The sequence below is a fragment of the Micromonospora rosaria genome (assembly GCF_001567585.1).
Taxonomy (GTDB): domain Bacteria; phylum Actinomycetota; class Actinomycetes; order Mycobacteriales; family Micromonosporaceae; genus Micromonospora; species Micromonospora rosaria.
In genome coordinates, this window is the sequence record NZ_LRQV01000049.1 from 23744 (window position 1) to 45640 (window position 21897).

General features: G+C 73.9%; 15 protein-coding genes and 1 pseudogene. 8 read left to right on the forward strand and 8 right to left on the reverse strand.

The window, feature by feature from the left end:
- Nucleotides 1-51: 51 nt before the first annotated feature.
- A complete protein-coding gene (locus tag AWW66_RS15225; protein WP_067366059.1) occupies nt 52-1389 on the reverse strand; it encodes a jacalin-like lectin in 1338 nt (445 codons plus the stop codon).
- 242 nt (nt 1390-1631) lie between these two features.
- Between AWW66_RS15225 and AWW66_RS15230 the strand changes: the two genes are divergently transcribed.
- Both AWW66_RS15230 and AWW66_RS15235 read left to right on the forward strand, forming a co-directional pair.
- Nucleotides 1632-4922: a penicillin acylase family protein gene (locus AWW66_RS15230; protein WP_067366062.1), complete on the forward strand. Its 3291-nt coding sequence runs from the start codon at nt 1632-1634 to the stop codon at nt 4920-4922.
- A gap of 139 nt (nt 4923-5061) precedes the next feature.
- Nucleotides 5062-6339: an MFS transporter gene (locus AWW66_RS15235; protein ID WP_067366064.1), complete on the forward strand. Its 1278-nt coding sequence runs from the start codon at nt 5062-5064 to the stop codon at nt 6337-6339.
- 84 nt (nt 6340-6423) lie between these two features.
- On the opposite strand, the gene AWW66_RS15240 is transcribed toward AWW66_RS15235, so the two are convergent.
- From AWW66_RS15240 to rsgA, 3 genes and pseudogenes are all read right to left on the reverse strand, one after another.
- Nucleotides 6424-6894, reverse strand: coding sequence for a Rieske (2Fe-2S) protein (locus tag AWW66_RS15240; RefSeq protein ID WP_067366067.1), 471 nt, complete (start codon nt 6892-6894; stop codon nt 6424-6426).
- A 304-nt stretch (nt 6895-7198) separates the two neighbouring features.
- A pseudogene (gene uvrA, locus AWW66_RS15245) lies at nt 7199-10093 on the reverse strand (excinuclease ABC subunit UvrA); the annotation flags it as partial.
- Nucleotides 10094-10474: 381 nt separating this feature from the next.
- On the reverse strand, nt 10475-11554 hold the full coding sequence (rsgA, locus tag AWW66_RS15250) for a ribosome small subunit-dependent GTPase A (protein ID WP_067366073.1): 1080 nt from the start codon (nt 11552-11554) through the stop codon (nt 10475-10477).
- A 198-nt stretch (nt 11555-11752) separates the two neighbouring features.
- Between rsgA and AWW66_RS15255 the strand changes: the two genes are divergently transcribed.
- The 4 genes from AWW66_RS15255 (at nt 11753) to AWW66_RS35995 (ending at nt 16428) form a co-directional block, all read left to right on the forward strand.
- Nucleotides 11753-12469 carry a maleylpyruvate isomerase family mycothiol-dependent enzyme gene (locus tag AWW66_RS15255; RefSeq protein ID WP_067366075.1) on the forward strand — a complete coding sequence of 239 codons (717 nt, stop codon included), beginning with the start codon at nt 11753-11755 and terminating at the stop codon, nt 12467-12469.
- Nucleotides 12470-12476: 7 nt separating this feature from the next.
- Nucleotides 12477-13130 (forward strand): MBL fold metallo-hydrolase, encoded by a 654-nt coding sequence (locus AWW66_RS15260; RefSeq protein ID WP_067366078.1) that lies wholly within the window; start codon nt 12477-12479, stop codon nt 13128-13130.
- 140 nt (nt 13131-13270) lie between these two features.
- Complete coding sequence (locus tag AWW66_RS15265) at nt 13271-14938, forward strand: NAD(P)/FAD-dependent oxidoreductase (protein ID WP_245648326.1); 1668 nt, start codon at nt 13271-13273, stop codon at nt 14936-14938.
- Nucleotides 14935-16428, forward strand: a complete 1494-nt coding sequence (locus AWW66_RS35995; RefSeq protein ID WP_211271954.1) for an ATP-binding protein — start codon at nt 14935-14937, stop codon at nt 16426-16428. Before AWW66_RS15265 ends, AWW66_RS35995 begins: the two co-directional genes overlap by 4 nt.
- Nucleotides 16429-16477: 49 nt before the next feature.
- On the opposite strand, the gene AWW66_RS15275 is transcribed toward AWW66_RS35995, so the two are convergent.
- Nucleotides 16478-17095: a DedA family protein gene (locus AWW66_RS15275; protein WP_067366100.1), complete on the reverse strand. Its 618-nt coding sequence runs from the start codon at nt 17093-17095 to the stop codon at nt 16478-16480.
- 206 nt (nt 17096-17301) lie between these two features.
- On the opposite strand from AWW66_RS15275, the gene AWW66_RS15280 reads away from it, so the two are divergent.
- Nucleotides 17302-17505 (forward strand): cold-shock protein, encoded by a 204-nt coding sequence (locus AWW66_RS15280; protein ID WP_067366081.1) that lies wholly within the window; start codon nt 17302-17304, stop codon nt 17503-17505.
- Between the two features lie 171 nt (nt 17506-17676).
- On the opposite strand, the gene AWW66_RS15285 is transcribed toward AWW66_RS15280, so the two are convergent.
- The 3 genes from AWW66_RS15285 to AWW66_RS15295 form a co-directional block, all read right to left on the reverse strand.
- The gene (locus tag AWW66_RS15285) at nt 17677-17910 is read right to left on the reverse strand and encodes a hypothetical protein (RefSeq protein WP_067366083.1); all 234 of its coding nucleotides are present in this window, start codon (nt 17908-17910) and stop codon (nt 17677-17679) included.
- Nucleotides 17911-17933: 23 nt separating this feature from the next.
- Nucleotides 17934-18734, reverse strand: coding sequence for a hypothetical protein (locus AWW66_RS15290; RefSeq protein ID WP_067366086.1), 801 nt, complete (start codon nt 18732-18734; stop codon nt 17934-17936).
- Nucleotides 18735-18991: 257 nt separating this feature from the next.
- On the reverse strand, nt 18992-19507 hold the full coding sequence (locus AWW66_RS15295; RefSeq protein WP_067366088.1) for a MarR family winged helix-turn-helix transcriptional regulator: 516 nt from the start codon (nt 19505-19507) through the stop codon (nt 18992-18994).
- 148 nt (nt 19508-19655) lie between these two features.
- Between AWW66_RS15295 and AWW66_RS15300 the strand changes: the two genes are divergently transcribed.
- Nucleotides 19656-21782 (forward strand): MMPL family transporter, encoded by a 2127-nt coding sequence (locus AWW66_RS15300; RefSeq protein ID WP_067366091.1) that lies wholly within the window; start codon nt 19656-19658, stop codon nt 21780-21782.
- The last annotated feature ends 115 nt before the right edge of the window (nt 21783-21897 follow it).

Consider the following 21897-nt stretch of genomic DNA (forward strand, 5'->3'; position numbering starts at 1 on the left):
GTCGCCGCCCCCGACAGTCCCCGACGGCGAGTCGCCCGCCGGGCGGGGGTGTCAGCCCAGCGTCCAGAGCACGCCGAGCTGGTCGATCTCGTCCCCGCTGCGGCCGAAGAAGCCGGCGAGCCGGCCGCCGGGCGGGGCGGTGAAGGTCACCGCCGCCGGGGTCGGGGTGCCGGCGGCGAGGGTACGGCCGTGGTTGGTGGTGAGGCGGGCGGAGAAGATCCGGGTCCGTCCGGCGCGCTGCCCCTGGGTCAGGGTGACCTCGGTGACGTGCTCGTCGGCGGCGAGGGTGAGGGCGGTGGCCGTGCCGCCGGTGCCGCCGTGGGTCAGCGTGCGGCCGTCGGCGAGGGTGACGCCGACCTGGTCGAGCCGGGAGCCGCCGCGCAGCGTCAGCCCGGTGACCCGGGGACCGACGGCGGGCAGGTCGGTGAAGGGGATGCCGTGCGGGCCGCCCCAGGTGTCGCTGGCCCGCAGCCCCGCATCGAGGGTCCAGCCGAACCAGGCGGCGTGCGGGTAGTGGTCGGACAGCGGCTCGCCGGCCGGGTCGAGGAACCGGGCGTGCTCGGTGTGGTAGCGGGTCAAATCGAGCCGGACCAGCCGGTTGCTCCGGTAGAGGATCTTGTCGACCACCTCGCAGGCGTTGGTGACGTTCGCCGGGTCGCAGGTCAGCGCCGGGCTTCCGGCGGCCGGTGGCACCCCGCCCCGCTCCTGCTGCACCCAGGCGTCGGTCAGCCCGTTGGCGGCGACCAGGTCCCGGATGGTGTCGCCGGTGCGGGTGTAGCGGACGTTGAGATCCCCCATCACCACCACCGCGTTGCCCGCCGAGTGGGTTCCGACGTACGCGGAGAGCTGGCTGAGGTTGGCCCGCCGGGCGGCCAGGTCGGCCTCGCTGCTGCCGGCGTTGGCATGCACGTTGTAGAAGTCGACGAAGACCCCCTCGGCCAGCCGGATCCGGGAGGCGGTGAAGCCCTTCGGGGTGAGGCAGTCGGTGCCGTTGCACCGGTCCCAGGTCACCCGGGCGAAGTCGGCGTACGGGTGGTTCGACATGGTGTTCAGGCCGCTGCCGAAGGGCACGCCGCCGCTGGTCGGGGTGCGGTACGGGTGCCGGTCGGTGGCGTACAGGTCGGCGTGGTAGTTGAAGTCCTCCTGGACGTGCACGATGTCGTACGCGTTGACCCGCTCGCCGATCGGCCGGGTGTTGACGGCCGGCTTGCTGCCGGAGAGCGGTTCGGGCAGGCCGGCGACGTTGTAGGTGAGCACCGAGAAGGTGCCCGAGGTGGCGGTCGGCCCGGCGGCGACCGTCGGCGCGGGGGCCGGCGCGGCGGTGGCGGGGGTCGGCAGCGCCACGGCGGCCAGCAGCGCCGCGGACGCGAGCAGGCGTACGGGGATCATCCGGGTGTCCCTTCTCGACAGCGCGACCACGCGCGGCCGGCGACCGGCGCGGGGATCGAAGGTTATCGAGCGAACGGGATGCACTCAATACTCACGGGTAACCGAACGGCGACACCTCGATTGACTTCTTCCGATATCGACCGCCGTTCGCTTACCATCCGGTAACTGAATGTTCTTCATGTAATGCTCCGCTGCCCCGCCCCGCACACCCCCGCCTGATCCCCACCCCCCGGAGGATCGCCATGACCGGCCCCACCGTCAGCGGCCGTCGCCGCCGACCCACCGCACCGCGCCGCACCACCGCACCGCGCCGCCTGCTGGCCGCCGCCACCGCCGCCGTCGGTGTCGCCGCCCTGCTCGTCGCCGTCCCCACCCCGGCCCCCGCCGCCGCGCCCACCACCGCCGCGCTGGCCGCCGCCAGCGCCTTCGCCGCCACCGACTACTGCCTCGGCGAGTGCGCGGAGATCCTGCCGCCCGGCCAGAACGGCAACGCCACCCTGGTCGAGATCCTCGGCAACCAGGCCCTCGGCACCCTGCCCCGGCACTCCGCCGACCAGCTCGGCCGGTACGCCGACCTCGTCTACGGCTACGCCGGGCTGCGCACCGACCAGATCGGCAGCTTCTTCAACGACGCCTCCTTCGGCGTCGACCCCACCCAGGTCGAACGCGAGTACTCGCCCCGCTCCGACGTGCGGATCGTGCGCGACAAGGTCGCCGGCGTCCCGCACATCACCGGCACCACCCGGGGCGGGACCATGTACGGCGCCGGGTACGCCGGAGCCGAGGACCGGCTGTTCACCATGGACCTGCTGCGTCACGTCGGACGGGGCACGCTCACCCCGTTCGCCGGCGGCGCCCCCGGCAACCGGGCCCTGGAACAGAGCGTCTGGCGCACCTCGCCGTACACCGAGGCGGACCTGCAGGCCCAGGTCACCGCGCTGCGCGCGAAGGGCCCCCGGGGCGAACAGCTCTACGCCGACGTGCAGGAGTACATCGCCGGCATCAACGCCTACATCCGCACCTGCATGGCCAACCGCAACTGCCCCGGCGAGTACGTGCTCACCGGCCACCTCGACGCGATCACCAACGCGGGCGGCCCGAAGCCGTTCGTGATGACGGACCTGATCGCCATCGCCGGGGTGGTCGGCGGCCTGTTCGGCGGCGGGGGCGGCACCGAGATGCAGTCCGCGCTGGTCCGCCTCGCCGCGCGGGCCAAGTTCGGCCCGGTCGAGGGCGACCGGGTGTGGGACGGCTTCCGGGGCCGCAACGACCCGGAGACCGTGCTGACCCTGCACGACGGGCAGAGCTTCCCCTCCGGCGACGCCGACCCGAACGCGCCCAGCGTGGTGCTCCCCGACGCCGGCTCCGCCCGGGTCGAGCCGATCTACACCGACCCCACCGGCTCGGCCACCACCACCACCGCCGCGCCCACCCGCGGCACCGACCTGGCCGCCGCCCTGTCCGGCCTGACCATCAACCCGGCGCACCGGGGCATGTCCAACGCGGCGGTGGTCTCCGCCGCGCACTCGGCCACCGGCCACCCGGTCGCCGTCTTCGGCCCGCAGACCGGCTACTTCTCCCCGCAACTGCTGATGGTGCAGGAGTTGCAGGGCCCGGGGATCAGCGCCCGGGGCGCCGCCTTCGCCGGCCTCAACCTGTACGTGCTGCTCGGCCGAGGCCAGGACTACGCCTGGAGCGCCACCTCCTCCGTGCACGACATCACCGACACCTACGCGGTGCCGCTGTGCGCCCCCGACGGCAGCGCCCCCACCCTGGCCAGCAACCACTACCGGTACCGGGGCCAGTGCCTGCCGATGGAGGAGCTGTCGCACGTCAACCGGTGGAGCCCCACGGTCGCCGACGGTACCCCGGCCGGCTCGTACAAGCTGGTCGTCCGGCGTACCACGCTCGGCCTGGTCGGCTGGCGGGCGACGGTGGCCGGCGTCCCGCACGCCTTCACCCAGCTCCGCTCCACCTACCGGCACGAGGCCGACTCCGCGATCGGCTTCCAGATGTTCAACGACCCCACCCAGATGGCCACCGCCGACGCCTTCCGCACCTCGGCGAACAACGTGGAGTACGCCTTCAACTGGTTCTACGTCAACTCCCGCGACGCGGCGTACCTCAACTCCGGGCTCAACCCGCTGCGCGCGGCCGGGTCCAACCCGAACCTGCCGATGAAGGCCGAGCCGGCGTACGAGTGGCAGGGCTTCGACCCGGCCACCAACACCGCCCGGTACGCCCCGGCGTCGGCCCACCCCCAGTCGACCAACCAGGACTACTACATCAGTTGGAACAACAAGCAGGCCAAGGACTTCGGCGCCGCCGACGGCAACTTCAGCTTCGGCGCGGTGCACCGGGGCGACCTGCTCGACAAGCCACTCAAGGCGGGCCTCGCCGCCGGCCGCAGGTACGACCGGGCCTCCCTCACCGAGCTGGTGCAGAAGGCCGGTCTGACCGACCTGCGCGGCGCGGAGGTGCTCGACGAGCTGATCCGGGTGCTGGAGCGCCAACCGGTCACCGACCCCGCCCTGGCCACCGAGGTCAGCCGGCTCAAGGCGTGGCGGGCCGACGGCGCGCTGCGGGTGGAGACCGCCAAGGGCTCGAAGGTGTACCGGCACGCCGAGGCGATCCGGACCTTCGACGCCTGGTGGCCGCTGCTGGTCCGGGGGATCTTCCGGGCCCCGCTCGGCGCGGACCTCTACCAGGCGCTGGTCAACACCCTCCAGGTCAACGAGTCCCCGTCCGGTCACCAGCAGGGTGACGTCTCCACCCTGCCGACGTCGGCCAACACCGCCCAGACGCACAAGGGCTCGGCGTTCCAGTACGGCTGGTGGGGGTACGTCGACAAGGACCTGCGCGCGGTCCTCGGCGACCCGGTCTCCGGCGGCCCCGGCCGGGCCTTCTGCGGCGACGGCGCCCTCACCGGCTGCCGGCAGATCCTGCTCGACACCCTCCGCACCGCCGCCACGACCCCGGCCACCACGACGTACCCGGGCGACGCGACCTGCGCGGCCGGCGACCAGTGGTGCGCCGACGCGATCGTCCAGTCCCCGCTGGGCGGGATCAAGCACGCCCCCATCGCCTGGCAGAACCGCCCCACCTACCAGCAGGTCGTCTCCTTCCCGGCGAAGCAGGGCGACGACCTGACCAACCTCGCCGCCGGCCGCCCGGTGACCGCCTCCAGCAGCCAGTTCGGCAACCCCGCCGCGCGGGCCGTCGACCGGAACCTGGCCACCCGGTGGGCCAGCGACTGGGCCGACGACCAGTGGCTCACCGTCGACCTGGGCGCGGCCCGACCGGTCGGGCGGGTGGTGCTGGCCTGGGAGGCGGCCTACGGCCGGTCGTACCGGATCGAGCTGTCCGGCGACGGCGCCACCTGGCGGACCGCCTGGTCGACCACGGTCGGCGACGGCGGCACCGACCTGGCCGTCTTCCCCACCGAGACGGCCCGGTACGTGCGGATGCGGGCGCTGACCCGGGGCACGTCGCACGGTGTCTCACTCTGGGAGATGTCGGTCTACTCCCACTGACCTGCCGTCCCCGGTGGGCCGGCGCGGGGCCACCCGCGTCGGCCCACCGCCCCGGTCGGCCGCCGGTCGGATATTCGGCTGCTCCGATGCGCCCGGCTCGGTAGATTCCCTCGCGGCCAGCGACGGCGGGAGGGTGACGATGTCCGGACGCGGACTCAGCCGGGGCGGTGCCGTCCTGGTCGCGGCGCTGACCGTCGACTCGATCGGCAACGGCCTGTTCCTGCCCCTGTCGCTGGTCTACTTCCGCGAGCTGACCGAGGTGCCGCTGGCCCTGCTCGGGGTGCTGCTCAGCGTGGCGAACGTGGTCACCCTGCCGGTGCCGCTGTGGGCGGGCACCCTCGCCGACCGGTTCGGCGCGCTGCCGGTGGTGGTCGGCTCGCAACTGCTCCAGGCGGTCGGCTTCCTCGCCTACGCCTGGGTGCAGGGCCCGGTGGGGGTGCTCGCCTCGGCCACCCTGGTCGCCGTCGGCGTCCGGTTCTTCTGGTCGGCGGTCTTCACCGCCGTGGCCGACTACGCCGACGGCAGCGCCGGGTCCTGGACCCGGGACACCTGGTACGCGGTGAGCAACGGCGCCCGCACCGCCGGCCTGGCGGTGGGCGGCCTGGTCACCGGGTTCGTGGTCGCCGACGGCCGGGAGGCCACCTACCGGGGCGTGGCGTACGCGGCGGCGGCCTGTTTCGCCCTGGCGGCGGCGCTGCTCGCCGGTTTCGTCCGGACCCCGGCCACCCGGCCCGCGCCCGGGGCCGACCGCCGCGCCGACGGGTACGGCGGGCTGCTCCGGGACCGCCCGTTCCTCGCGCTGATCGCCCTGAACACCACGTACGCCATGAGCAACATCATGCTCGGCCTGGCCCTGCCGACCGTGGTGCTCGACGACGTCCGGGGACCGGCCTGGCTCACCTCGGCGATCCTGGCCGGGAACGCGCTGACCGTCGCGGTGCTCTCCGCGCCGGTGGGCATCCGGGCGCAACGGCACCGCCGCACCCGCACGATCGTGCTGGCCGCCGTCCTCTACACCACCTGGGGGCTGGTCTTCGCCACCGTCGGTCCGGGCCGGCCGGTGCTGGCCGCCGCGCTCCTGGTCGCCGGCGCCCTGCTCTTCTCCGCCGCCGAGCTGCTCCACGCCCCGGCGTCGGCGGGCCTGGCCGCCGCAGCGGCCCCACCGGCGTCCCGGGGCCGCTACCTCGCGGCGTTCCAGTACTCCTTCACCATCGCCTCGATGATCGCGCCGGCCTTCTTCGCCACCCTGTACGAGGTCGGCACCGCCGTACCCTGGCTGGCCCTGGCCGGGGTGAACGCGGCCAGCATCCTCGGCATCCTGGCGCTGGAGCGGGCCCTGCCGGCCACCGCGCTGCGCGCCGGGGCCGACCCGGTCGCACCCCGGCCGACCACCACCGTCACCAGCGACGCGCACTGACCCGTCGAAGACAAGGCAGGGGTGGCCGGGCGCGGCCCGCCGGGGGCGGGCCGCGCATGCCGTCCGTTCCGGGGCCGGGGCCGGTCAGGCCAGGGAGATGTTCTCCCCGGAGATCCGCAGTTGCTTCTCGGCCAGCGGCCGGGTCGCCGGACCGGACTGGACCGAGCCGTCGGTGATCGAGAAGCTGCTGTTGTGGCAGGTGCAGTTGATCGTGCCGCCGTCGACGTTCGACACCGGGCAGCCCTGGTGGGTGCAGATCGGGTCGAAGCCCTTGAACTCCCCCGCCGTGGGCTGGGTGATCACCACGCCCTGCTGGGCGAGGATCTTCCCGCCGCCGACCGGGATCTCGCCGGTCGTCGCCAGCGCCGGAGCGCCGTTCTCACCACCGCTGGTCGGGCCGCCGTCGCCGGACCCGCCGGTCTCGGGGGCGTTGGCCACCGGCCGCTCCCGGCCACAGGCGGTCAGCACCACCGCCGCCCCGACCGCACCGGCCCCCGCGAGGAGCGTCCGGCGGGTCTGGGTACCCGGCCCGGCGGTCACCTGGTCGTCGCTCATGTGTTGCCCCTCTCTGGTCGCCGACATCCGTGGGCGGCTCCTGTCCCCGTACACGCACCACCATCCCCGCCAGTTCACCCCGAAACCCTGTGAACCCCCTGAGTCCCCCCGCCCTCCCCCACCCTCCCCGCGTCGCCCCGCGTCGCCGTCGCGTCGCCGTCGCGTCGCCCCGCGTTGATCATGGAGTTGGCGGCGGTTCCGGGCGTTGCCGGTGCCGCCAACTCCATGATCGACGCTTGGGAGAGGGGGTGGGGGTGGGGGTGGAGGGAGGGGGTGGGGGTTAGCGGCGGGGGCGGGGGGTGCGGTTGGCCTTGGCGGCGCGGGTGGTGGCGGAGGGTGCGCCGGTGGGCTCGCCGTCGAGCTTGAGCACCTGGCGCAGGAAGCGGCCGGTGTGGCTCTCGGCGACCTCGGCGACCTCCTCCGGGGTGCCGGCGGCCAGCACCGTGCCGCCCCGGTGGCCGCCCTCCGGACCCATGTCGACGATCCAGTCCGCGCTCTTGATCACGTCCAGGTTGTGCTCGATCGTGATCACCGTGTTGCCCTTGTCGACCAGCCCCTCCAGGACCATCAGCAGCTTGCGGATGTCCTCGAAGTGCAGGCCGGTGGTCGGCTCGTCGAGCACGTAGACCGTCCGGCCGGTGGAGCGCTTCTGCAACTCGGAGGCGAGCTTGACCCGCTGGGCCTCACCGCCGGAGAGGGTCGGCGCGGGCTGGCCCAGCCGGACGTACCCCAGGCCCACGTCGACCAGCGTCTTCAGGTGCCGGTGGATGGCCGGGATGGCGGAGAAGAACTCGGCCGCCTCCTCGATCGGCATGTCCAGCACGTCGGCCACGGTCCGGCCCTTGTAGTGCACCTCCAGGGTCTCCCGGTTGTACCGGGCGCCCTTGCACACCTCGCAGGGGACGTACACGTCGGGCAGGAAGTTCATCTCGATCTTCAGGGTGCCGTCGCCGGAGCACGCCTCGCAGCGTCCGCCCTTGACGTTGAACGAGAACCGGCCCGGCCCGTACCCCCGGACCTTGGCCTCGGTGGTCTCGGCGAAGAGCTTGCGGACGTGGTCCCAGACCCCGGTGTACGTGGCCGGGTTGGAGCGCGGGGTGCGCCCGATCGGGGACTGGTCCACGCCGACGACCTTGTCCACGTGCTCCAGGCCGGTGATCCGGGTGTGCCGCCCCGGCACCAGCCGGGCGCCGTTGATCTGGTTGGCGAGCACCGCGTACAGGATGTCGTTGACCAGGGTCGACTTGCCCGAGCCGCTGACCCCGGTGACCGCGACGAGCTGGCCGAGCGGGAACGGCACGGTGAGGTTGCGCAGGTTGTGCTCCCGCGCCCCGTGCACCACCAGGTCCCGCCCCGGGGTCTGCGGCCGGCGGCCGGCCGGGATCGGGATCTCCTTGCGCCCGGACAGGTACGCCCCGGTCAGCGACTCGGGGTTGTCCAGCAGCGCGGGCACCGAGCCGGAGTGCACGATCCGGCCGCCGTGCTCCCCCGCGCCCGGCCCGATGTCGACGATCCAGTCGGCGGTGCGGATGGTGTCCTCGTCGTGCTCCACCACGATCAGGGTGTTGCCCAGCCCGCGCAGCCGCACGAGGGTCTCGATCAGCCGGTGGTTGTCCCGCTGGTGCAGCCCGATGGACGGCTCGTCGAGCACGTAGAGCACGCCGACCAGGCCGGAGCCGATCTGGGTGGCCAGCCGGATGCGCTGTGCCTCACCGCCGGAGAGGGTGCCGGCCGGCCGGTCCAGGGAGAGGTAGTCCAGGCCCACGTCGAGCAGGAAGCGCAGCCGGGCGTTGATCTCCTTGAGCACCCGCTCGGCGATCAGCTTCTGCCGGTCGGTCAGCTCGATGCCGGCGAGCAGCTCGGCGCACTCCCCCACGGAGAGGTTGCAGACCTCGGCGATGCTCCGGCCGGCCAGGGTGACCGCGAGCACCTCCGGCTTGAGCCGGGCCCCGCCGCAGGCCGCGCAGGGCACGTCGCGCATGTACCCCTCGTACTTCTCCCGGGACCACTCCGACTCGGTGTCGGTGTGCCGGCGCTCGATCCACTGCACCACACCCTCGAACCCGGTGTGGTACGAGCGCTCCCGGCCGTACTTGTTGCGGTACCGCACGTGCACCTGGTCGCCGGAGCCGTGCAGGATCGTCTTCTGCACCCGCGACGGCAGCGCCCGCCACGGCGTGTCCAGGTCGAAGTGCTCACTCTCGCCGAGCGCCTCCAGCAGGCGCAGGAAGTACTCCAGGGTCTGCCCGCCGGACCAGGGCTGGATCGCCCCCTCGCGCAGGGTGCGCTCCGGGTCCGGGATGATCAGCTCCGGGTCGACCTCCTTCTTGGTGCCCAGGCCGGTGCACTCCGGGCAGGCGCCGTACGGGGCGTTGAAGGAGAAGACCCGGGGCTCCAGGTCCTCGATCGCCAACGGGTGGTCGTTGGGGCAGGCCAGGTGCTCGGAGTAGCGCCGCTCCCGCTCCGGGTCGTCCTCGGCCAGGTCGACGAAGTCGAGCAGGACCAACCCGCCGGAGAGGCCGAGCGCCGCCTCCACCGAGTCGGTGAGCCGCTGCTTGGCGCTGGGCTTGACGGTGAGCCGGTCGATCACCACCTCGATGGTGTGCTTCTCCTGCTTCTTGAGCTTCGGCGGCTCGGTCAGCGGGTGCACCACGCCGTCGACCCGGGCCCGCGCGTACCCCTTGGCCTGGAGTTCGGCGAACAGGTCGACGTACTCGCCCTTGCGGCCCCGGATCACCGGGGCGAGGACCATGAACCGGGTGCCCTCGGTCATCGCCAGCACCCGGTCGACGATCTGCTGCGGGCTCTGCCGGGAGATCCGCTCACCGCAGATCGGGCAGTGCGGCACGCCGACCCGGGCGAAGAGCAGCCGCAGGTAGTCGTAGACCTCGGTGATGGTGCCGACGGTCGAGCGCGGGTTGCGCGAGGTCGACTTCTGGTCGATCGACACCGCCGGGCTGAGCCCCTCGATGAAGTCGACGTCCGGCTTGTCCATCTGACCGAGGAACTGCCGGGCGTACGACGACAGCGACTCGACGTAGCGCCGCTGCCCCTCGGCGAAGATCGTGTCGAAGGCCAGGCTCGACTTGCCCGAGCCGGAGAGCCCGGTGAACACGATGAGGGCGTCCCGGGGCAGGTCGAGGCTGACGTCACGCAGGTTGTGCTCACGTGCGCCACGGATTGTCAAACGGTCGGCCACGGTCCGTGTACTCCCGGGTGAAGAAGGCGAGGGATCTGTCCCGCTCCGAACACCCCCGGGTCGAATCCACCTCGCCCGGGCGGGACGGCCCGGGGCGGGCGCTCGACGGAACCTGAGGCACGTTCTGAGCGGTTTGTGTGGGCGCAGGAAGACGCCTCGGCAACTCTAGCCCCGGGGTACGACACTTTCCCGCACCCACACATTCCCCCAGCTCAACCGGGTTGTCCCCGGCCGCCCCGACCGCCCGCCCGGACCGAGCCGACGGCCGGACGGGCGAGCGGGACAGGCGGGCGGGCGAGCCAGCGGACGGGCGGAGGCGGACAGGCGGGCGGGCGGACACGCGGTCGGCCGCACGGGCGGACAGGCGGCCCGGCGGGCGGATCAGAAGCCGCCGGGCGACACCGGCGGCTCGGGCCGGGTCGGGCGGCGTCGGCCGTCGCGCCGGCCGCCCCGGCGCTCGGCAGCCAGCCGCGCCTGCCGCCGCCGCGACTCGACGGTCACCTCCCGCTGCAACCGGCACCAGCTCTCCCACCGCCGGGCGGTCAGCTCCCCGCTGCGCAGCGCCGACCGCACCGCGCAGCCGGGCTCGACCGTGTGCGCGCAGTCGGCGTACCGGCACGCCGCCGCCAGCGCGGCGATGTCGGCGAACGCCCGGTCCAGGCCGCCGGCCCCGTCGAGCAGGCCCACCGCGCGGACCCCGGGGGTGTCCACCAGCGCGCCCCCACCGGGCACCGGAACCAGCGACCGCCAGGTGGTGGTGTGCCGGCCCTTGCCGTCGGACCCACGGATCGCCTGGGTGGGCATCACCACGGCCCCGGCCAGCGCGTTGACCAGGCTCGACTTGCCCGCCCCGGAGCGGCCCAACAGGCCGAGGGTGCGCCCCGGCGCCACCTCGGGGCGCAGGTCGTCGAGGCCGGTGCCGTGCTCGGCGCTGACCGCCAGCACCGGCACCCCCGGGGCGACCGCGCCCAGGTGCCGCGCCACCGCCCCGGGGTCCGGCGCCAGGTCGATCTTGGTCAGCACGACCAGCGGCCGGGCACCGGACTCGTACGCCACGGCGAGCAGCCGCTCGATCCGCGCCAGGTCGGGCGTCGGGTGCACCGGCTCGACCACCGCCACCGCGTCGAGGTTGGCGGCGAGCACCTGCCCACTGGCCTGCCGGCCCGCCGTGCGGCGGACCAGGGCGGTCCGCCGGGGCAGCACCGCCTCGACGGTGACCCGGCGGTCCGGCCAGGTGCCCAGCAGCACCCAGTCCCCCGCGCAGGGCAGCCGGGTCAGGTCCCCGGCGGCGGCGGCCAGCACCCCGCCGCCGAGGCTGGCCCGGACCGGTCCGTCCGCGGCGAGCACGGTGCAGATCCCCCGGTCGACCCGGGCCACCCGGCCCGGTCGGTGGTCGGGGCGGCGGCCCAGCGCCGCCGCCCGCCCGGCGTCCCAGCCGAGCGCGGTCAGGTCGATGGTCATCGGTCACCTCGTCGCGGGAACAGTGGGGTCGTGGCGGAACACGGGTACGACGACCGGCATGAACACCACCTCCTCGGCGCTACGGTGTCCGTTCGACGCCGACGGTAGGGCGCGCGGCGACGCACCGAAAGCGATTTCCACCGCGACGCGGCGACGTTCCACAGCGACGGGACGGCCGCCGACCGTTAGGGTCGGACCGTGACCACGGATCCCCTCCTGCTGACCGGTGAGGTGGACGAGGCCACCACCCGCCTGCTCCGCGTCGCGGAGTCCTTCACCGCCGCCGACGTCGCCGCCCCGTCGCTGCTGCCCGGCTGGACCCGGGGCCACGTCCTGGCCCACCTCGCCCGCAACGCCGACGGGTTCGTGAACCTGCTCACCGCCGCCCGCACCGGCGAGCCGATCCCGATGTACGCCAGCGTCGCCGCGCGCAACGCCGACATCGAGGCCGGCGCCGCCCGGCCACCCGCCGAGCACCTGGCCGACCTGCGCCGCTGCACCCAGCGGTTCGCCGAGGCGGTCGACGCGATGCCGGCGCAGGCGTGGGGGGCCATGGTGCAGACCCGCCGGGGTCCGTGGCCCGCCGCCCTGGTGGTCTGGGGCCGGCTCCGGGAGCTGGAGGTGCACCACGTCGACCTGGCCGCCGGCTACCGGCCGGCCGACTGGCCGGTGGCCTTCGCGCAACGGCTGCTGCACGAGGTGACGACCGGCCTCACCGACAATCCGGACGCGCCGGCCATGGTGCTGCGCTTCGACGGCAGCGCGCACGAGGTGGTGGTCGGCGACCGGGCCGACGCGCCGACGATCTGCGGCCCGGCCCACGAACTCGCCGCCTGGCTGATCGGCCGGACCGGCGGCGACCTGCTCACCGTCACTCCCGACGGGCGACTCCCGACCCCACCGGAATGGATCTGATCACGACATGACCTACCACGGCGACGTCACCCCCGGCGGGCCCCCGGCGGTCCGCGACCTCGACCGGCTCACCATCACCAAGGTGTCGGTGGGGCCGATGGACAACAACGCCTACCTGCTGCGCTGCCGGGCCACCGGCGAGCAGGCGCTGGTCGACGCGGCGAACGAGGCGCCGCGCCTGCTCGAGCTGGTCGGCGACACCGGGTTGGCCACCGTGGTCACCACGCACCGGCACATGGACCACTGGGTGGCGCTGGAGGAGGTGGTGGCCAAGACCGGGGCCCGCCCGCTGGTGCACCACGACGACGCCGAGGGCCTGCCGATCCCGGCCCAGCCGCTGGCCGACGGCGACACGGTCCGGGTCGGCGAGTGCGAGCTGGAGGTGATCCACCTGGTCGGGCACACCCCCGGGTCGATCGCCCTGCTCTACCGGGACCCGGCCGGCGGGCCGCACCTGTTCACCGGCGACTCGCTCTTTCCCGGTGGTGTCGGCAACACCGACCGGGACCCGGAACGCTTCGCGGCGTTGATCGACGACGTGGAGCACAAGCTGTTCGACCGGCTGCCGGACGAGACCTGGTTCTACCCGGGCCACGGCAAGGACAGCACGCTCGGCGTGGAGCGCCCGGCCCTGCCGCAGTGGCGGGCCCGCGGCTGGTGACCTCCGGCCGCGCCGGTCCGGACGACCCCCGGGCCGGCGCGGCAGGGCGGTCCCGGGCCGGCGCTGCGGGAGCGGCCCCGGGCCGGCCGGCGCGGCAGGTGGGGCCGGGCGCGGCGGGTCCGCGACGCCGGGATGGTTTCATGGGCAGCATGGCGAACCCGGTGATCCTCTCCCTCGACGACGACCCGGCGGTCTCGCGCGCGGTCGCCCGGGACATCCGGCGGCGCTACGGCGACCGGTTCCGGGTGGTCCGGGCCGGGTCCGGGCCCGAGGCCCTGGCGGCGCTGCGGGAGATCAAGCTGCGGGGCGAGCAGGTGGCGGTGCTGCTGGCCGACTACCGGATGCCGGAGATGACCGGCATCGAGTTCCTCGAGGAGGCGATGGACCTCTTCCCCGCCGCCCGACGGGTGCTGCTGACCGCGTACGCCGACACCGGCGCGGCGATCGACGCGATCAACCTGGTCGACCTCGACCACTACCTGCTCAAGCCCTGGCACCCGCCGGAGGAGAAGCTCTACCCGGTGGTCGACGCGCTGCTGGAGGCGTGGTCGAGCAGCCCGGAGTCGACCGCCACCGAGCTGCGCGTGGTCGGGCACCGCTGGTCCGCCCCGTCCTTCGCGGTCCGGGACTTCCTGGCCCGCAACCTGGTGCCGTACCGGTGGCTGCTGGCCGACGACCCCGAGGCCGGCCGGCTGCTCGCGGCGGCCGGGGCGAGCGCCGACGACCTCCCGCTGGTCGTCGCCGCCGACGGCACGACCCTGGTCGCGCCCTCCGAGGCGGAGCTGGCCGGGCTGGTCGGGATGACCGTCGCCCCGGCGGCGGACTTCTACGACCTGGTGGTCGTCGGCGGCGGCCCGGCCGGGCTGGGCGCCGCCGTGTACGGGGCCTCGGAGGGGCTGCGGACGGTCCTGGTGGAGCGGCTGGCCACCGGCGGGCAGGCCGGGCAGAGCAGCCGGATCGAGAACTACCTCGGGTTCCCCGACGGGGTCTCCGGGGCGCAGCTCACCGACCGGGCCCGCCGGCAGGCGCTGAAGTTCGGCGCGGAGCTGCTCAGCACCCGGGAGGTCGTCGGCCTCTCCGAGGCCGGCTCGGCGCGGCTGGTGCACTTCGGCGACGGCGGCACCATCGCCGCCCACGCGGTGGTGCTGGCGACCGGGGTGTCGTACCGGATGCTCGACGCGCCGGGCCTGACCGAGTTCACCGGTCGGGGGGTCTTCTACGGCTCGGCCGCCACCGAGGCGCCGAGCTGTGTCGGCGAGGACGTCTACATCGTCGGCGGGGCGAACTCGGCGGGTCAGGCGGCGGTCCACTTCTCCCGGTACGCGGCCCGGGTGCACCTGCTGATCCGGGGCGCGGACCTCACCGCGTCGATGTCCCGGTACCTCATCGACCAGCTCGACGGCATCGACCAGGTGACCGTGCACCCGCACACCGAGGTGGTGGCCGCTGCCGGCGACGAGCACCTGCAACGGTTGACGCTGCGGGACACCCGTACCGGCGAGCGGCGGGAGGTGGACGCCTCCTGGCTGTTCGTCTTCATCGGCGCGGAGCCGCGTACCGGCTGGCTGGACGGGGTGCTGGTCCGCGACGAGCGGGGCTTCGTGACGACCGGGCCGGACCTGGTGGCCGGCGGCCAACGACCCCCCGGCTGGTCGCTGCCCCGTGACCCGTACCACCTGGAGTCCAGCATGCCGGGGGTGTTCGCGGCCGGTGACGTCCGGACGGCGTCGGTGAAGCGGGTCGCCTCCGCCGTCGGCGAGGGCGCGATGGCGGTGTCGCTGGTGCACCGCTACCTGGAGAACCAGTGACCCCGCCCCCGGACCGGTCCACCCCGGCGGAGCCGGACCGGTCCACGCCGGCGGAGCCGGAGCGGCTGACGCCCGAGCAGCTCCGGACGCTGTTCCTGTTCGAGGCGCTCGACGCCGACCAACTGGCCTGGCTGGCCGCGCACGGCCGGGTCGAGCGGGTGGCCGCCGGCGCCGAGGTGTACGCCGAGGGCGGCCCGGCCACCTGCTTCTACGTGCTGCTCAGCGGGGCGGTACGGCTGTGCCGCACGGTGCACGGCGACGAGGTGGAGATCAACCGCACCGACCAGCGCGGCGTGTACGGCGGGGCCACCCAGGCGTACCTGGACGACCAGGAGGTGTACCGCAACAGCATGTGGGCGATCGCCGACGCCGAGTTCTTCGTGCTGCCCGCGGAGTCCTTCGCGCACGCCGTCCGCTCCTGGTTCCCGATGGCGATGCACCTGTTGGAGGGGCTGTTCATCGGCATGCGCAACACGCAGACCGTGGTCGGTGAGCGGGAACGGCTGCTCGCCCTGGGCGCGCTGTCGGCGGGGCTGACCCACGAGCTGAACAATCCGGCGAGCGCGGCGGTGCGGGCCACCGAGGCGGTCCGGGAGCGGTTCGCCGCGATGCGGCACAAGCTGGCGATGATCGCCGACGGCCGGCTCGACGGGCGGCGGCTGCACGCCCTGGTGGCGTTGCAGGAGGAGGCGGTCGAGCGGGTGGGGCGGGCCCGGCCGTTGTCGCCCCTGGCGGCCAGCGACGCCGAGGACGAGCTGACCGACTGGCTGGACGAGCGGGGCGTGGCCGGTGGCTGGGAGCTGGCCCCCACGCTGGTCTCCGGCGGGCTGGACGCCGCCTGGCTGGAGCGGGTCGGCGCGGCGGTGGGCGCGGACGACCTGGAGCCGGCGGTGCGCTGGCTGGTGTACACGGTCGACACCGAGCTGCTGCTGCGGGAGATCACCGACGCGGCGACCCGGATCTCCGGGCTGGTCGGCGCGGCCAAGCAGTACTCGCAGCTGGACCGGGCGCCGTACCAGGTGGTGGACGTGCACGAGTTGCTCGACGCCACGCTGGTCATGTTCCGGGCGAAGGTGCCCACCGGGGTGCGCGTGGTCCGGGAGTACGACCGGAGCCTGCCGCCGATCCCGGCGTACGCCGCCGAGCTGAACCAGGTGTGGACCAACCTGATCGACAACGCGCTCGGCGCGATGGGCGACGAGGGCACCCTGACCGTGCGCACCGGCCGGATCGACGACCTGCTGACCGTCGAGGTCGCCGACACCGGCGCGGGTATCCCGGCGCAGGTCCGGCCGCGCATCTTCGAGCCGTTCTTCACCACCAAGCCGGTCGGCGCGGGGACCGGGCTGGGGCTGGACATCTCGTACCGGATCGTGGTCAACAAGCACCACGGCGACATCCGGGTGACGAGCGCGCCGGGGAACACGGTGTTCCGGGTCCTGCTGCCGACCACGCCGGTCCCCGGTCCCCCACCGACCCCGGCCACCTGACCCCGCCCCGGCCAGCCCGCCCCGGTGTCGGCGGGCCGGGCGGTGTCGGTCAGTCCGGTGGGGTGACGGCGGCCAGCAGCCGCCGCCGGGTGCCGGCCAGCAGCACCCCGGCCAGGAGCAGGCCCACGGCCATGGTGACCAGCAGCGGGGCGTTCTCCCCCGGCAGCAGCCCGGCCAACGACCGGGCCACCCCGCCGAGCAGGACGTAGAGGCCGGCCCAGAGCGCGGCGCCGGTGGCCGCGCAGACCACGAACCGCCGGTACGACATCCGCAGGCCCCCGGCGGCCAGCGGAAGCAGGGTGTTGAACACCGGCAGGAACGGCCCGACCAGCACCATCCGCCCGCCGCCCCGGCGCACGAGCCGCTCGGCCGCCGCCCAGCGGGACTCGCCGACCCAGCCGCCGACCCGGCTGTGCCGCAGGCGCGTGCCGAACCGCCGGCCGGCGGCGAAGGTCAGCGACCAGCCGCTGAGGCTCCCGGCGACCACCGAGACGACGGTGGCCGGCGCGGAGTACGGCCGGCCCACCCCCACCGCCACCAGGATCGCGGCGTCCCCGGGCACCAGCACCCCCAGCAGCGGTACCGCGTCGAGCACCATGACCAGCCCGAGCGCCACCATCAGCACCAGGGTGGGCAAGTCGCCGAGCTGGGCCAGCCATTCCGTCATCCCCGTACCGTATTGCGGCCGGACCACCATGGTCATCCGGCGGTACCCCGATCCTCCCCTGATTTCGGGCCGGATCGACGGCTCACCGGCGCGGCCTGTGGCACTTCGGGCGGCAAATCGGGGTCCGGGCGGCTAGTGTCGGGGTGGAACAGGGCGATCACCGGCCGGTGGCCGGTGGTCAGCCGCAGGGAAACAGGGAGAGATGCATGGCAACCGGCACGGTCAAGTGGTTCAACTCGGAAAAGGGCTTCGGTTTCATCGAGCAGGACGGCGGGGGCCCGGACGTCTTCGTGCACTACTCGGCGATCGCGAGCAGCGGTTACCGTGAGCTGCAGGAGGCACAGAAGGTCGAGTTCGACGTGACCCAGGGGCAGAAGGGGCCGCAGGCGGACAACGTCCGTCCGCTGTAGCCCGTGTGCCGGTGGCGGCGGCGGCACTCCCGTCCGCCGCCACGGCTCGCACCACCCGCCCACCCTCCACGGTCACACTCCACCCACCGGCCGCCTCCCGTCCGCTCAGCCGGACGCGGCCGGCAGGTCACGCCCGTCCCCGCAGCGGCCCGGTCAGCAGGATCAGCGGGGTCAGGGCCCGCGCGCCGGTCGTCGCCCAGATCGCCCGGCCCGGCGACCGCCCCCACCCTTTCCGGCCAGCAGCGCCGCCAGCGGGATGATCCCGTAGTCGAGCAGGCGCACGGTCGCCGTCACCCGGCCCAGCAGCGGGTGCGGGGTGCAGGTCTGCCGGAAGCCGCCGTTGCGCACGGTGCCGACGGCCACGCCGAGGCTCACCAGCACCCCGCCGCCGAGCAGCAGGGCCACCCGGCCCCCGTTGGTCGGTGCGTTCAGGGGGTCGCGCGTCGGTTGATCTCGTCGGCGACCCGGGCGGCCAGGGTCGCGGGCAGTTCGGTGGCCAACTGCTCCACCTGCGAGCTCAGCGCGTCCAGCCGCAGCATGGTGTAGTCCAGCTTCGCCACCAGGCTGTTGCCCGCCTGGGCCGGGCCGGTGCCGTCCGGGTCGACCTTGCGACCCATGCTCGTCCCGCCGTAGAACATCCCGAGGTAGACGTTGTGGATCTCGCTCTCGGCCTGCTCGCTCATGTCATCCTCCGGGGTCAGGAGTCCGATGGTGGTCAGGTAGCGGCGGAACAGGGGGGTCTGGTCCCGGCCCGCCTTGGTGCAGTCGCGGAAGAAACTGATGTGGGTGTGCCAGAGGTGGGAGCTGTCTCCGCTGGTGCGCTTGCCGAGCCGGTCCCAGCGCTTCACCACCCTGCCGTCCGGCGAGTAGATGATCTCGCGGATGTCCCGGCTGTCGGCGGTGCCGGCGATGCACTGGGCGACGCACCAGATCGAGAAGCTCCGCAGGTCGTGGGTGCCCCCGCCGGAGCGCACCGAGAACCATCCGACGTCCAGGGCGGAGGCGTAGAGGGTGAGGCCGGCGCGGTCGCGCGGTGACTCCACCACGGAGTAGTCGTTGGGCACCACCCGGTCTTCACCACAGTGGTACCCGCCCCGGTGGGCGGGGTCGCCGACGATGCCGACCTCCGCCGGTTCCAGGTCGTTGTCGCGGACCCTGTCCGGGTCGGTGTTGAGGTGCTGCAACAGCAAGGTGCGAACAGCCAGCAGGTTTGCCGGTGCCCGGGTCATCGGGAACCCCCTCGGGTTTCGGGGCCGAGCGCGACGGTCGTACCGCCTGACGCGGACGGGGCGATCCCCGGTTCTCCGCCCGGCCGATGGGACGCACAGCGTCGGGCGATGCCCCATGCTTACCCAGGGTCACCGGGGGTCAACAAAGCTGAATGCCCGAATTGCCGGCAGGGGCATCCCGCGAGCCCGGCTCACGAGACGCACTCACGAAACCCACCTGAGCAGGTGAAACACGGCCGTACGCCGGCCCGGACGGGTCAGCCCGGCGGGCGGCGGGGCGTCTCGGGGCGGGCGGTCCGGACGTCGTCGCGGTGCTCCCGCATCGAGCCGACCATCACGGTCAGGAACCGGTGCACCACCTCCAACTCCTCGTCGGAGAAGTTGGCCATCACCGCGTCGGTGCGCTGGCCGAGCGGCCGGAAGAACTCCCTCGCCAGGGCGGCGCCCCGGTCGGCGTACCGGAGGAAGACCTTGCGCCGGTCGGCGGTGTCCCGGCCGCGGCGGACGTGGCCGCCGCGCTCCAGCCGGTCGACCAGGGCGGTGACCGACCCGGAGGAGAGGTTGAGGTGCTCGCCGAGGCGGCCCGGGGTGATCGGATCGCCGGCCAACTCGGCGTCCATCACCGCGATCAGCGCCTGCAGGTCGGTGGCGTTGAGCCCGTGCAGGTTGGCGAACGCGTGCCCGATGTGCTGCGCGTCGACGCTGTAGCGCCGCAGGTCGGCCACGATCTCGGCGACGAGGTGGCCCCGTCGGGTGTCCCGGGGCCGGTACATGCCCTGCGCTGCCACGATCCGTCGGTCCTCCCTCGCGTGTTCGGGTTGCAGCATAACTCAACTCTCGATAATCTCGGTCATCGAGATAATCGGTTATCGGGATATCTCTCGATCACCCACCTCCTACGACCACCCGTGAGGCACTCGGATGTCTGTGTTCCGCCGCGCCGGTCGCGGCCAGCTCGCTGCCTGGCTCACCGTGGCCGCCGCGATCGTCGTCGGCGCGATCTTCTTCGGGCTTCCGCAACCCGACAACCCGGCCCCGGTCTCCTCGACCGGCCTCTCCGTGCAGTGGCAGTCGACCCAGGTCGAACGCCTCCAGGAGGAACTGCCGTCCACCGACGTCCAACCCGCGCTGGTCGTCGTCAGCCGCACCGACCGCGCCGCCCTCGACGAGGCCGACCGGGCCGCCGTCACCGAGGACACCGCCGCGCTCAGCCGCTTCGCCGTCGCCGGCCGGGTGAGCCCACCCCAGATCTCCCCGGACGGCACCGTCGCCCTGGTCGCCGTGCCGCTGGCCACGACCGGCGGTCAGACGCAGGTGGCCGACACGGTCACCGAGCTCCGGGCCGCGCTCGACCTGCCCGACGGGCTCACCGTCGAGGTGACCGGGCCCCCCGCCTTCACCGCCGACCTGGCCGACGTCTTCGAGGGCGCGGACACCACCCTGCTCATCTTCACCGCCATCGTGGTCGCCGTCCTGCTGCTGATCACCTACCGCAGCCCGGTGCTGTGGATCGTGCCGCTGGCCGTGGTCGCCGCCACCGAGCAGCTCACCCTGCGCGCCATCGACGTCATCGTCCCCGCCGTCGGCATCCACCTCAACGGCGGCGCGGTCACCGGCATCGCCAGCGTCCTCGTCTTCGGCGCCGCCACCAACTACGCCCTGCTGCTCATCGCCCGCTACCGCGAGGAACTGCGCCGCGAGCCGGACCGCTTCGTCGCCATGCGCGCGGCCCGCCGCCGCACCGCCGAGCCGATCATCGCCAGCGGCTCCACCGTCGTCCTCGGCGTCCTGACCCTGCTCCTGTCCGAGCAGGAGACCAACCGGGCCCTCGCCGTGGCCTGCGCCACCGGCGTCATCCTCGCCATGCTCGCCGCGCTGCTCGTCCTGCCCGCCGCGCTGGTGATCTTCGGTCGGGGCCTGTTCTGGCCCTTCGTGCCCCACGTCGGCACCACCGGCTCGGAGGGACGGCTCTGGGGCCGGCTCGGCGCCGCCGTGGTCCGCCGCCCGGTGCCGGTGGCGCTGCTCGCCACCGTGCTGCTGGCCGCCCTCGCCCTCGGCGGGCTCGGCATCCGCACCGGGCTCTCCGAGACCGAGCAGTTCCGGGTCAAGCCGGAAGCCGTCGCGGGCGCGGAGACGCTGGCCCGCTCGTTCCCCGCCGGCACGACCCAGCCCGTCGCCGTCCTCACCACCCCCGGCGCGGCGCAGGCCGTCACCGACGCCGCCGCGGCCGTACCCGGCGTCGCCTCGGTACGCCCCGGCGGGGCGGGCGACACCGTCACCCAGATCGACGTGGTCCTCGAGGCCGAACCGGGCACCCCCGCCTCGGAACGTACCGTCGACGCGCTGCGCGACGCCGTCGCCGCCGTACCCGACTCCGCCCCACCGGCGGTCGAGGGCGCGGACCGCGCCGACGGGGCCATCGTCGGCGGCACCGTCGCCGCCACCCACGACTCCGAGGCCGCCGACCGCAAGGACCTGTGGCTGATCATGCCGATCATCCTGCTGCTGGTCGCCACCGTGCTCGTGCTGCTGCTCCGCGGGCTGCTCGCCCCGCTGCTGCTGGTGCTCACCGTAATCGCGTCGTTCTTCGCCAGCATCGGCGCCGGGTGGCTGCTCTTCGACCACCTGCTCGGCTTCCCCGGGCTGGACAGCGGGGTGCTCCTGCTCGCCTTCGTCTTCCTCGTCGCGCTCGGCGTCGACTACAACATCTTCCTCGTCACCCGGGCACGGGAGGACGCCCGCACCCTCGGCACCCGCGACGGGATGCTCTCCGCGCTCCGGGTCACCGGCGGCGTCATCACCAGCGCCGGCATCCTGCTCGCCGCTGTCTTCGCCCTGCTCGGCGTGCTGCCGCTGCTCACCCTCACCCAGATCGGGATCATCGTCTGCATCGGCGTCCTGCTCGACACCCTGCTGGTCCGCACGGTGCTGGTGCCGGCGCTGACCTTCCTGCTCGGGGACCGGTTCTGGTGGCCGGGCCGGATCGCCCGCTTATCCGGCCCCGTCACCCCGGTGGAGCCCCTGGAGCCGGTGGGCGCCCGGGACTGACCCCCCAGGGCCGGTGGGACCCGGGTCCGCGAAGGACCCGACCCACCGGCACCGCCGTGTCACCCCGGCAGGTCACCCGGCGTCGGCCGGCCGGTGGGACCGCGGCGTGCCGGGC

Bases quoted from the DNA above. Each gene is read 5' to 3' on its own strand.
- AWW66_RS15235 (WP_067366064.1), top strand. From the start codon at position 5,062: ATGTCCGGACGCGGACTCAGCCGGGGCGGTGCCGTCCTGGTCGCGGCG.
- AWW66_RS15260 (WP_067366078.1), top strand. From the start codon at position 12,477: ATGACCTACCACGGCGACGTCACCCCCGGCGGGCCCCCGGCGGTCCGC.
- rsgA (WP_067366073.1), bottom strand. From the start codon at position 11,554: ATGACCATCGACCTGACCGCGCTCGGCTGGGACGCCGGGCGGGCGGCG.
- AWW66_RS15290 (WP_067366086.1), bottom strand. From the start codon at position 18,734: ATGACCCGGGCACCGGCAAACCTGCTGGCTGTTCGCACCTTGCTGTTG.
- AWW66_RS15300 (WP_067366091.1), top strand. From the start codon at position 19,656: ATGTCTGTGTTCCGCCGCGCCGGTCGCGGCCAGCTCGCTGCCTGGCTC.
- AWW66_RS15225 (WP_067366059.1), bottom strand. From the start codon at position 1,389: ATGATCCCCGTACGCCTGCTCGCGTCCGCGGCGCTGCTGGCCGCCGTG.
- AWW66_RS15275 (WP_067366100.1), bottom strand. From the start codon at position 17,095: ATGACGGAATGGCTGGCCCAGCTCGGCGACTTGCCCACCCTGGTGCTG.
- AWW66_RS15280 (WP_067366081.1), top strand. From the start codon at position 17,302: ATGGCAACCGGCACGGTCAAGTGGTTCAACTCGGAAAAGGGCTTCGGT.
- AWW66_RS15295 (WP_067366088.1), bottom strand. From the start codon at position 19,507: ATGTACCGGCCCCGGGACACCCGACGGGGCCACCTCGTCGCCGAGATC.
- AWW66_RS15265 (WP_245648326.1), top strand. From the start codon at position 13,271: ATGGGCAGCATGGCGAACCCGGTGATCCTCTCCCTCGACGACGACCCG.
- AWW66_RS15230 (WP_067366062.1), top strand. From the start codon at position 1,632: ATGACCGGCCCCACCGTCAGCGGCCGTCGCCGCCGACCCACCGCACCG.
- AWW66_RS15240 (WP_067366067.1), bottom strand. From the start codon at position 6,894: ATGAGCGACGACCAGGTGACCGCCGGGCCGGGTACCCAGACCCGCCGG.